Below are 10186 nucleotides of genomic sequence, written 5' to 3' on the forward strand. Positions count from 1 at the left end.
CGGCCGACCGCCCGGCGTCCCAGCCGGCGCTGCGGCCGGCGCCGGCGTCGTAGGATCGGTCGACACTGGGAGGCGACGTGGCCGGCACGCAGCGGACGACGCATGAGCGCGAGCTCACCGATCCTGTGGCGCTCACGCTCCCGAACGGACGACTCGATCGCGACGCGGTCGGCTGGACGCGGCATCCGCTCCACGACACCTCGGGCATCGGGCGGGGCATTGCGGGCTGGGGGCGCAACAAGCGCTGGGAGTACTGGGCGTTCACGTCGCCCGACGTCATCGCGGCGGTCACGGTCGCGGCACTCGACTACGCCACGCTCTGCCAGGTGTGGATGCTCGACCGGCGCACGGGCGAGGCGATCGACCGCACGGCCGTCACCCCGCTCTCGCGCGGCGTCACGCTGCCCCGATCGCTCGGGGACGGCGCGGCGATCGCCAGGGTGCCCGGCATCGACGTGCGCATCGAGGAGGTCGGCCGTGTCGCCGGCGGCGGCGGCACGCGGATCCGGGCCACGACCGACCGCGTCTCGCTCGACGTGGTGGCCGAGCGCCCAGACGGGCACGAGGCGCTCGGCGTGGTGGTGCCCTGGAGCGACCGGCGGTTCCAGTACACGGTGAAGGATGTCGCACGCCCGGCCCGCGGCACGGTCACCGTCGACGGGGTCGACCACGGGCTGCCCGTCGGGAGGTCGTGGGCGGTCCTCGACCACGGTCGCGGCCGCTGGCCGTACTCGATGCGCTGGCACTGGGGCGCGGCGTCGGGCATCGAGCACGGCCGTCGCCTCGGCCTGCAGCTCGGCGGACTGTGGACCGACGGCACCGGGTCGACCGAGAACGCGATCGGCATCGACGGGCGCCTGCACAAGCTCGGCGACGAGCTGGCCTGGCGATTCGACGAGCACGACCGGCTCGCCCCGTGGACGATCGCGGGCCCGAGGGTGGAGCTCGAATTCCGGCCGTTCCACGATCGACATGCCCGCACGGCGCTGGGCATCATCCACTCCGAGACCCACCAGGCGTTCGGCACCTACCGCGGCAGCGTCGTCGACGACTCCGGCGAGCCGGTGCCGATCGAGTCCCTGGTCGGCTGGGCCGAGATCGTGCACAACCGCTGGTAGCGGCATCCCCACTGGACGATCGGCCCGGTCGCGCGGACAATGGCTGCATGGGGCATCCGACGATGCACCCGGCGGTCGGAGGCACCGTCACGATCGACGGCTCCGCACCCCGCGTCATCCGTACACCCGACCAGCTCCTCAGGGTCTTCGTGAGCTCGACGCTCACGGAGCTGCAACCCGAGCGCCTGGCCGCCCGTGCCTCCATCGAGCGCCTGCACCTGGCACCGGTCATGTTCGAACTGGGGGCACGACCGCACCCGCCACGCGAGGTGTACCGCTCCTACCTCGAGCAGAGCGACCTGTTCGTGGGCATCTACTGGCGCGAGTACGGATGGGTCGCCCCCGACGAGGAGCGCTCGGGCCTCGAGGACGAGTACCGGCTGGCGCCGCCCGACATGCCGAAGCTCATCTACGTCAAGCAGGCGCCCGACCGGGACGAACGACTCGCGAGCCTGCTCGCCGAGGTGCGAGACGACGGCACGACCTCGTACAAGTCGTTCTCCACTGCCGAGGAGCTGGCCGATCTGGTCGAGGGCGACCTCGCCGTGCTGCTCGCCGAGCGCTTCGACGCCTCGCGGGCGCGGCTCGCACCGCTCACCTCGAACGACGCGGCCTCGGCGGGCGCGGGCGACGACGCGGCCGAGCACCTGCCGATGCCCCCCGAGGAGGTGCTCGGACGGGAGCGGGACCTCGCCGCCCTGCTCGACTGGATGGGCGGTGACGACCCGCGGCGCCTCGTCACCCTCGTCGGGCCGGGCGGCATCGGCAAGACACGACTCGCGATCGAGGCCGCACGGCTCGCGCGCGACCGGTTCGACCGGGTCACGTTCGTGGCGCTCGAGCACGTGCGCGACGCCGGCGGCGTGCTCACCGCCGTCGCCAGGGCGCTGGGCGTGCGCGGCGACGGTGACGAACCCCTCCTGGAGCGACTCGCCCACGCGCGCGCCGGCCGGCGCGACCTCGTCGTGCTCGACAACTTCGAGCAGGTCATCGCCGCCGCGGCCGACGTGGCCGCGCTCATCGCCGAACTGCCCGACGCGACCGTGCTGGTGACGAGCCGGGCGAGGCTGCGCCTGCACGGCGAGCAGGTGTTCGACGTCGAGCCGCTCTCGCTCCCACAGGATCCGGGTGCGGCATCCCTCGCCGAGATCGCGGACTCTCCCGCCGTTCGCCTGTTCCTCGACCGCGCCCACGCCGCCGACCAGCGCTTCGACCTCACCGTCGACAACGCCGAGGACGTCGCCCGTATCTGCCGCGCGCTCGACGGCGTGCCCCTCGCGCTCGAACTCGCGGCGGCCTGCATCCGCGTGCTCACCCCGGCCGCGATGATCGCGAAGCTCGACGGCATGCTCTCGCTGCTGGCCACCTCCGACCGGGACATGCCCGAGCGCCAGCGCACCATGCGGGCGACCATCGAGTGGAGCATCGACCTGCTCAGCGAGGAGGCGCGGGCGCTCTTCGTGCGCCTCGGCGTCTTCGCGGGCGACTTCAGCCTCGATGCCGTCGAGGCGGTCTGCGGCAGCGAGCCGTGGGCGGACGACCTCTCGGGCACGCTCCTCGAACTCGTCGACAGCAGCCTGCTGCGCCAGCATGTCGTCGCCGACGTTCCCTTCTTCGCCATGCTCGTGCCGGTCCGCGAGCTCGCCGCCGTGCGATTCATCCGTGAGCCCGACGCCCCGGCCGCGCGCCGCGCGCACGCCGACTTCTACGTGCGCCTCGCCGCGGAGCTCGAGCCGCTCCTCCGCGGGGCGACGCAGCAGGCGACCGTGGAGCGGCTCGAGGCGGAGCGCGACAACGTCCGCGCGGGCTACCGGCACCTGATCGCCATCGGCGAGGTCGACACGGTCGCCGATGCGGTATGGCGGCTGCTCTTGTACTGGTGGATCCGCAACCTCCTGCCCACGGCCAAGGCGTGGATGGACAGCCTGCTCGAGTCGGGAGCGCCGATCGCCGACCGCAGCAGGGCGATCGCGATCACGTTCTCGTCGTGGGTGTCGCTGTCGCATCCCGGCACCGAGGTCGATCGCGAGCCGCTCATCGAGGCGGCGCGGCTGTTCCAGGACGCCGGCGACCGGTTCGGTGAGGGTGCCGCCCTCACCGTGCAGGGCATCGCGTGCGCCACCGCGTCGACGCCCGACCTCGACCACGCCGAGGAACTCCAGCGACGGGCCTTCGAGCTGGTGACGCCACAGGACGACGCCACGTTCGACGCCCTCTTCCGCGGGCAGCTCGGCAGCATCGAGCTCCTGCGCGGCCGCGCCCGCGAATCGCTGGAGATCTTCGACACGGTCATCGCCGACGCCGTGCGGCTCGGCGACCACTTCGTCGAGATGATCGAGCTCACCAATGCGGGGTGGGCGCATCTCGCCCTCGGTGAACCGCACCCCGAGCTGTTCGCCCGCCACCTCGAGCTGACCATGCGGCTCGGCAACGAGGAGGGCATGGGACACGCGCTCGAGGGACTCGCGGCATGCGCGATCGCCGTGGGCGACATCGAGCGCGCGGGAATGCTCCTCGGCGCCGTCGACACGCTGCGCACCCGCATCGGCCGGGTCGACCAGCGCACCTACACCACGTCGGGGCCGTTCGTCGAGCGGGTGCTCGCCTCCGACCGGGCGGATGAGTTCGAGTCGGCCCGCCGGCGGGGCCGTGGGATGTCGCGGCGCGCCGCCCTGCGCTTGGCCGTCGGAGCACACGACGACGCACCCGACGACGCACCCGACAATGCACCCGACGACACGTGATCGGGAACCGCCTGCCGCCGACGCGCCGGGCGTACGATCCAGCCATGACCGCACACGCCGTTGTGGATACGCCCGCCGAGGCACCCGCCCCGCGCCGCCTCGCCGTGGAATCCGAGGCGCTGCTCGCCGGCGCCCTCGCCGCCGGACTGACCGGCATCATCGCCGCCGTCCTGTTCGCCGGCGGCGTGTGGCCGCTCTGGGGCGGATTCTCCGTCGGGCTCGTCGCCGCCGTCGCGGTGCTGCTGGTGGGCATCGCCGCCGGTGCCGCGGGGTACTGGCGATCGCGCAACCTGCCCGGGCAGGAGTGGCGGCACCGGCTGAAGCCGTGGAAGTTCTCCGTCGACGTCGCGACGGTCGCGGCCGTGCACGCCATCATCGGGTTCATCCTCACGATGGTCGTGTTCGTGATGCTGCAGCGCAGCTTCGAGGGTCTCGTCGTCGACGTGTGGACCTCGATCGGCGCCGTGGCCGTGGCATCCGGACTCGGCGCGTACTGGATCTTCCTCTCGGTCTCGTCGATCACGACCCCGAAGCTCGCGATGCTGCTCATCGTGTTCATGGCGAGCGCGACCCTCGCGAGCATGGCGACGGCGCAGGACCCGCAGTGGTGGGAGTACCACTTCAGCCAGCTGGGCACGGCCGACGACTTCTCGAGCTCGCTGTTCAACCTCGCGCTCATCATCGGCGGCGCGTTCGTCACGACGTTCGCGCTCTACGTCGACCGCGACCTCACGACCCTCGTGCGGCAGGGCCTGCTCGAGCGAGCCTCGGCGCCCCGATTCGTCTCCGTCGTGTTCATCGTCATGGGCGTGCTGCTCGCGGGCGTCGGCCTCGTGCCGGTCAACGTGAGCACGCCGATCCACAACTTCTGCGCGGTCGGCATGTCGATCTCGTTCCTCGTGCTCCTGATCGGCGCGCCGTGGATCCTGCGCGGCATGCCCCGGCGGTTCTTCGTGTTCTGCTGGGGTGCCATCGTGCTGCTGCTCGCCTCGGCCGCGCTGTTCGAGCCGCTCGGCTACTACAACCTCACGGCGTTCGAGCTCGCGGCGTTCTCGATCATCTTCGGCTGGATCTCGGTGTTCATCCGATTCGTCAGCGCCCTCACGGTCACCGGCGGGGCGGATGCCGCGGGAGCGGCGGGTTCCACGGGTGCGGCCGGCCCCGCGGCATCCGTCGTCGCCGACGCCTGATCGCCTGATCAATCAGAGCACCGGCCGCTCCATGCGGTTGGACACGACCGACCCGGCGAGCACCCCCAGCGCGATGGCCACCATCGTCGACAGGGTCGCCACGATCGAATCCAGCCCGCTCGTGTCGCCCGTGAGCAGGTCGGTCACGCCGACGAGCCCGAGCGCACCCGGCACGAGGAGCCAGAACGCCGGCATGAAGCTCACGAGCGCGGCGGGTCCACGGGGCTGCTGCGCGACCAGGGCCGTGACCGGCACGACGACGAGCGCCCCGACGAACGCCGAGAGCACCCCGCCGACGAGGGCGGCACCCAGCACCTGGGCGGCGTAGGCCATGGTGAGCACGAGGAGCATCCACAGGATCGATCGACGCGGCACGCACTGGTGCACGGCGATGCCCACCCCGAAGACGAGCACGGCGATCCATGGCGCCGCCGGACCGAGCGCTTCGGGGTTCTCCGTGAAGTCGAAGTCGGGTACTCCCGCGATCGCGCCCGCCGTGACGATGCCGGCGGCGAGGAGCACCAGTTGCCAACCGCCGGCCGCGAGGCGCCCCGCTCCCGAGATCATCTGCCCCATCGAGAGTTCGAGCGCCGCGGTCGTGAGCAGCACGCCGGGCAGGAGCACCACCAGCGGCGCGATGAGCGCGGCCAGGATTCCGGAGCCCAGCCCCGCCCGCAGCAGCAGGAACACGGCGAGCGCGACGACGAACGCCATCCCGACGGTGAGCAGCGCCCCGTATCCGCTGGGCAGGCGCTCGGCGACGAGGAGGACCGTCCCGACGATGATCCCGAGCCCGGCGGAGAGCGCCACCCCGATCCACGACGATCCGAGGAGCACCGCGAGGGCGCCGCAGAGCGCCACGTAGCCGAGCACCCGCAGCACCCGGCCGTACGGCGGCGCCATCTCCCGGATGTCTCGAACGCGCCGGATCGTCGAATCTGGGTCGAGCACGCCCTTCCGTGCCGCGTCGACCGTGCGCTGCAGCTCGTCGACCTGCGAGAGCAGCAGGCGCCGCTCGCCGCTCGTGATCGCCCCGGTGCGGTGATGGCCCTCGCCTCGCGCGGAGACGAGCAGGGCCGTCGGGAACACGAGCACCTGGCTCGACGGGAGCCCGTTGACCCCGGCGATGTCCTCGAGGGCGCGCCGCACGGTGGTGCCCGAGAAGCCGGCGTCGATCATCGCGTCGCCGACCGCCTCGGTGGCCGCAAGCGTGGCCGCGGAGTCGGGCTCGCGGTCGGGCATCACCGGGATCGAGCCCGTCGTCACCGCCGACTCCGCGGTCGCGTCGATGCCGCGCCGCCGTCCGCGCAGCGCCACCAGGATGACGATGCCGGCGAGCAGCACGGCTCCCGCGACGAGGAGTGAGACGTCGACCATGACCCGCCTCTCAGAACGGCCAGACGAGCGGCACGTAGAACACGGCCACGAGCAGGAAGAGCAGCAGGAGGGGAAGCCCGAGCTTCCAGTAGTCGCCGAACCGGTAGCCGCCGGGCTCGAGCACCATGGTGTTGGCCGGCGTCGCCACGGGCGTGAGGAAGGACGCCGCGCCCGACACCGTCAGCGCCATCATGAACGGCAGGACCGAGACGTCGAGGTCGGCCGCGAGCACCGCCGCGATCGGCACCATGATGAGCACGGTCGCCGTATTCGAGATGAGCTGGCCGAGCACCATGGTGAGCACGCACAGGGCCGCGAGCGCGACGTACGGCGACGCGTCGCCGATGACCCCGAGCAGTCCGCCCGCGATCACCTCGGCCGTGCCCGTCGTGATGAACGCCGTCGACAGCGGGATCATCCCCGCGACGAGCACGACCGTGGTCCACGAGACGCTGCGGTAGGCCTGCGTCGGGGTCACGACTCGGGTGAGCACCAGGGCGGATGCCGCGGCGAGCCCCGCGATCGCCGCCGGCACGAGTCCCGTGGCGAGCAGCACCACCATCGCGGCGAGGATCACGATCGCGCGCTTCGCGCCCACCCCGAGCGGCACCGAGCGCCGCACGCGCGCCGGATCGTCGACGACGAGCACGTCGGGCCCGGCGGTGTTGCGCTGCAGTTCCTCCCACCCGCCGCTGAGCAGGAGCGTGTCGCCCGCCCGCAGCGTCGTGTCGGCGCCCGCGAGATCCTCGCCGCCACGCTGCACGGCGAGCACGACGAGGTCGCCGCTCGGCGTCACCATGCCCGGGAACAGGTGCAGGCCGATGAGCTCGGACCGGGGCGCGACGACGACCTCGGTCACCCCGCGCCGAACGCCGATGAGCTCGGTGCCCTCTGGCAGCGCGTACTGCTCGCGCAGCGTCCGCGCGTGGATGCTCACGTCCTGCGGGAGCGTCGTCGCCGCGCGCTCGGGCAGCAGCCGCCGGCCGAACAGCGCCACGATCAGCAGGGTGCCCACGACGAGCGGAACGCCGACCAGCCCGAACTCGAAGAACCCGAACGGGCGAGCCCCGGCATCCGCTGCCGCCTCGCTGACGATGATGTTCACCGGCGTGCCCGTGAGCGCCAGCAGGGAGCCGGCGTGGGCCGAGAACGCGAGCGGCATGAGCATCTGCGACGGGGCGAGGCCCGCCCGGGTGGCGACCACGACGACGACGGGGATGAGCGCCGCGACCGCGCCGTTCACGCTGATCAGCGCCGTGACGCCGGCGACGAGCAGGCACACCACGAACAGCAGCCGGGTGCGCTTCGTGCCCGCCCGGCCGATCACCTGGCGACCCGCCCACGCGGTGACGCCCGTCGAGTCGAGCGACTCGCTCACGATGAAGAGCGTCGCGATGAACACCACCGTGGGGTCGCCGAAGCCGGCGAGCGCCTGCCCGAGGTCGAGGATCCCGGTCAGCCAGAGCGCCACGGCCACGCCGATCGCGACGATGCCCAGCGGCACCCGGTTCGACATGAACGCCACGATGGCGAGCGCGAGGATGACGAGCGTGGTCGCCACGGGATCCATGGGCTCAGGCTAGTGGGCTGCGGGTGGCGCTGTCCTTCGGCCCTCCGACGGTCCTACAGTGAGATCGACGGATGCGGCAGCGCGTCCGCTGCCGACTGGGGGCACGCATGAGCGGGGCGAGGGATTCGATGACCACGGGCGGTGCTTCGCCGACCGCCGATGGGAGCGTCCGGGCGGTGACCTCCGCGTCGTGGCTGCCACTGATCGTGGTGGTGCTGACGCAGATCCAGGCGTCGTTCGCGGTGAACGCGCTGACCGTGTCGATGGCGGGCATCACGACCGACCTCGACACGCCCGCCACCTCGGTGGGCACGGCGATCACCGCCGGCACGTTCGCGATGGCGGCGTTCATCCTGCTCGGCGCGAAGATCGGCTCGCGCTTCGGCAGCCGCGGGGTGTTCCAGATCGCCGTCGCGATCCACGGGCTCGCGATGCTCGGCGTCGCGCTGAGCGTGAGTCCCGCGATGCTCTTCATCGCACAGGCGTCCTCGGGTGCCGTGATCGCGCTCATCGCCCCGGCCCTGGTCGTCTTCATCGCGACGAACTACCACGGTGCACAGCAGGCCCGGGCGATCGGATTCCTCGCCGCGGCCATTCCCGCCGCCGGAGTGCTCGCCCTTCTCCTCGCCGGCTGGTTCGCCACCACGATCGGCTGGCGCTGGTCGTTCGCGCTCATGGTCGCGCTCGCCGCGATCAACCTGCTGCTCAGCTTCCGCCTGAAGAAGGTGCCCGCGCAGCCCGGACTCAGCATCGACTGGACCGGCGCGATCCTCGCCGCCATCGGCATCATCCTGCTCAGCTTCGGGTTCAGCGGACTCGCCACGTGGGGGCTCTGGCTGGCCACGCCGCAGGCGCCCTTCGACGTGCTCGGCCTCTCGCCCGCGCCGCTGCTGATCATCGCGGGGCTCATCGTCGGGCAGGCGTTCTTCGCCTGGCTGCGCCGCCGTGGACGCGAGGACAAGCCCCGCATCTTCGACCTGCGCGTGCTCGCCACCGGCTCGGAGCGCGCCGTCACGGCGTGCATGGCGACGATGCTCTTCGTCGGCACGGCCGCGAACTTCCTCATCCCGCTCTACATCCAGGTCGTGCAGGGGCGGTCGAGCATCGAGACCTCGTTCTCGATCATCCCCTACACGCTGTCGATCTTCGTGGCCTCGACGTTCGTGGCCTACCTCTACGACCGGTTCACCCCGCGCGTGCTCGCGACCGCCGGGTTCATCGTCGTGGCATCCGCGCTCACCCTGCTCGCCTTCACCGTGCGGGGCGAATGGAGCCAGGGCTTCGTGGTGGCCGGCCTCATCCTGCTCGGGCTCGGGCAGGGGGCCATCGTCGCCCTCGTGTTCAACACGCTGCTCTCGGCGGCGCCCCGACAGCTCGCCGGTGACGTCGGCGCCTGGCGCGGACTCGTGCACAACCTCTCGGGCAGCGTCGGCATCGCCGTCGCCAGCGCGTTCGCCGTGGGCATGCTCTCGGCGCTGCTGCTCTCGGGCGCGCAGGAGCACCCCGAGATCTCCGACGAGCTCATCGCGCAGGTGAACATCAACGAGGCGAACTTCCTCACGAACGAGCAGCTCGCCGACGTGCTCGGCAGCCGCGCCAGCGGGCCCGAGCTCGACGCGGCGATCGCCGTGAACGCCCAGGCGCGGCTCGAGGCGCTGAAGATCTCGCTGCTCGGCCTCGCCGCGATCTCGCTGCTCGCCATCGTGCCCGCGACCCGCATGCCCGGGCGGCGGCGCGGCGACCTGCCCGAGAAGCTCGAACCCGACGATGACGACGACATCGACGACGTGGTCGACCCCGACGTCGACGCCGAGCTCGATGCTGCCGTCGATCCCGCCCTCGATGAAAGGGAGGCGCACGCGTGACGCGCAATCCGGTCAAGCTCATCCCCGCCGAGTTCTCGGCCACACCCTCGCTCGACGTGGTGCCCGACGTCGCCGTGGTCACCGAGCTCGGCGAGCAGCACCTCGACGCCATCGGCGTGCTCGTCACGAGCGACGGCACCCTGCCCGAGGGGATCGACCTCGACCGCGAGGCGCAGTCGTTCGCCGGGTTCGAGGCGAAGCCCGGCACCACGCTCGCGCTCCCGCATGCGAGCCGTCCGCTCATCGTGCTCGTCGGCGCCGGGGCCTCGGGCGACCTCGATCTCGCCGGCCTCCGCAATGCCGCAGCCGCCTTCTCGCGAGC

6 protein-coding genes and 1 pseudogene are annotated in these 10186 nt (G+C 72.0%); 5 read left to right on the plus strand and 2 right to left on the minus strand.

What is annotated here, in order from left to right; genetic code table 11:
• Positions 1-77 precede the first annotated feature (77 nt).
• The 3 genes from GH736_RS10655 to GH736_RS10665 are packed head-to-tail and all read left to right on the plus strand — an operon-like array spanning position 78 to position 5052.
• The gene (locus GH736_RS10655) at positions 78-1118 is read left to right on the plus strand and encodes a DUF2804 domain-containing protein (protein WP_159603038.1); all 1041 of its coding nucleotides are present in this window, start codon (positions 78-80) and stop codon (positions 1116-1118) included.
• A 47-nt stretch (positions 1119-1165) separates the two neighbouring features.
• A complete protein-coding gene (locus tag GH736_RS10660; RefSeq protein ID WP_159603040.1) occupies positions 1166-3862 on the plus strand; it encodes an ATP-binding protein in 2697 nt (898 codons plus the stop codon).
• Positions 3863-3906: 44 nt separating this feature from the next.
• The gene (locus GH736_RS10665) at positions 3907-5052 is read left to right on the plus strand and encodes a DUF998 domain-containing protein (RefSeq protein ID WP_159603042.1); all 1146 of its coding nucleotides are present in this window, start codon (positions 3907-3909) and stop codon (positions 5050-5052) included.
• A 12-nt stretch (positions 5053-5064) separates the two neighbouring features.
• Here GH736_RS10665 and GH736_RS10670 read toward each other — a convergent pair whose 3' ends face one another.
• The gene (locus tag GH736_RS10670; RefSeq protein WP_159603044.1) at positions 5065-6429 is read right to left on the minus strand and encodes a threonine/serine exporter family protein; all 1365 of its coding nucleotides are present in this window, start codon (positions 6427-6429) and stop codon (positions 5065-5067) included.
• 10 nt (positions 6430-6439) lie between these two features.
• The gene (locus GH736_RS10675; RefSeq protein ID WP_159603046.1) at positions 6440-7999 is read right to left on the minus strand and encodes an SLC13 family permease; all 1560 of its coding nucleotides are present in this window, start codon (positions 7997-7999) and stop codon (positions 6440-6442) included.
• A gap of 176 nt (positions 8000-8175) precedes the next feature.
• Here GH736_RS10675 and GH736_RS10680 point away from each other — a divergent pair, with 176 nt between their 5' ends.
• Positions 8176-9864 carry an MFS transporter gene (locus tag GH736_RS10680; protein WP_203230715.1) on the plus strand — a complete coding sequence of 563 codons (1689 nt, stop codon included), beginning with the start codon at positions 8176-8178 and terminating at the stop codon, positions 9862-9864.
• Positions 9861-10186, plus strand: a pseudogene (locus tag GH736_RS10685) (hypothetical protein); the annotation flags it as partial. The gene GH736_RS10680 and the pseudogene GH736_RS10685, both read left to right, overlap by 4 nt.

Source organism: Agromyces humi (genome assembly GCF_009720255.1).
GTDB classification, from domain to species: domain Bacteria; phylum Actinomycetota; class Actinomycetes; order Actinomycetales; family Microbacteriaceae; genus Agromyces; species Agromyces humi.